Source organism: Massilia sp. LXY-6 (assembly GCF_051233485.1).
Classification (GTDB): domain Bacteria; phylum Pseudomonadota; class Gammaproteobacteria; order Burkholderiales; family Burkholderiaceae_D; genus Telluria.
The window spans coordinates 1-283 of record NZ_JBKFGF010000045.1 but is presented as its reverse complement, the minus strand read 5'-3'; the positions used below and the strand labels follow the sequence as shown (position 1 = coordinate 283).

The window sequence follows — 283 nt, the reverse complement described above, 5'->3', positions numbered from 1 at the left end:
CATGGTCGAGTTCTGGTCCTGGCCGGACCAGGCCTTCCAGCCGGTGAAGCTGGTGGTGACACCGGCCGACCTGCCGTCCCAGTAGCGGCCGAACACGTTCACGTTGGTGCTGGTGTAGACGTTCGAGTTGAACGTGGCAAAGGTCTTCAGGTTGGTGCCGGCCTGCAAGTTGTAGGTCTGCTCGCCGACGGTCGAGTTGAAGGTATTGCCGGTCACCTGGTTGTTGCGGATGTTGCCGCTATCCTGGGTGAACGCCAGGTGGGTCACCGCGTTCGTGTCGAAC

1 protein-coding gene is annotated in these 283 nt (G+C 61.5%); it reads right to left on the bottom strand.

The genetic code is table 11. The features are described from left to right. Nucleotides 1-283, bottom strand: a 283-nt coding sequence (locus tag ACI48D_RS19330) for a hypothetical protein (protein WP_435572873.1), incomplete at both ends; no start/stop codon positions are given.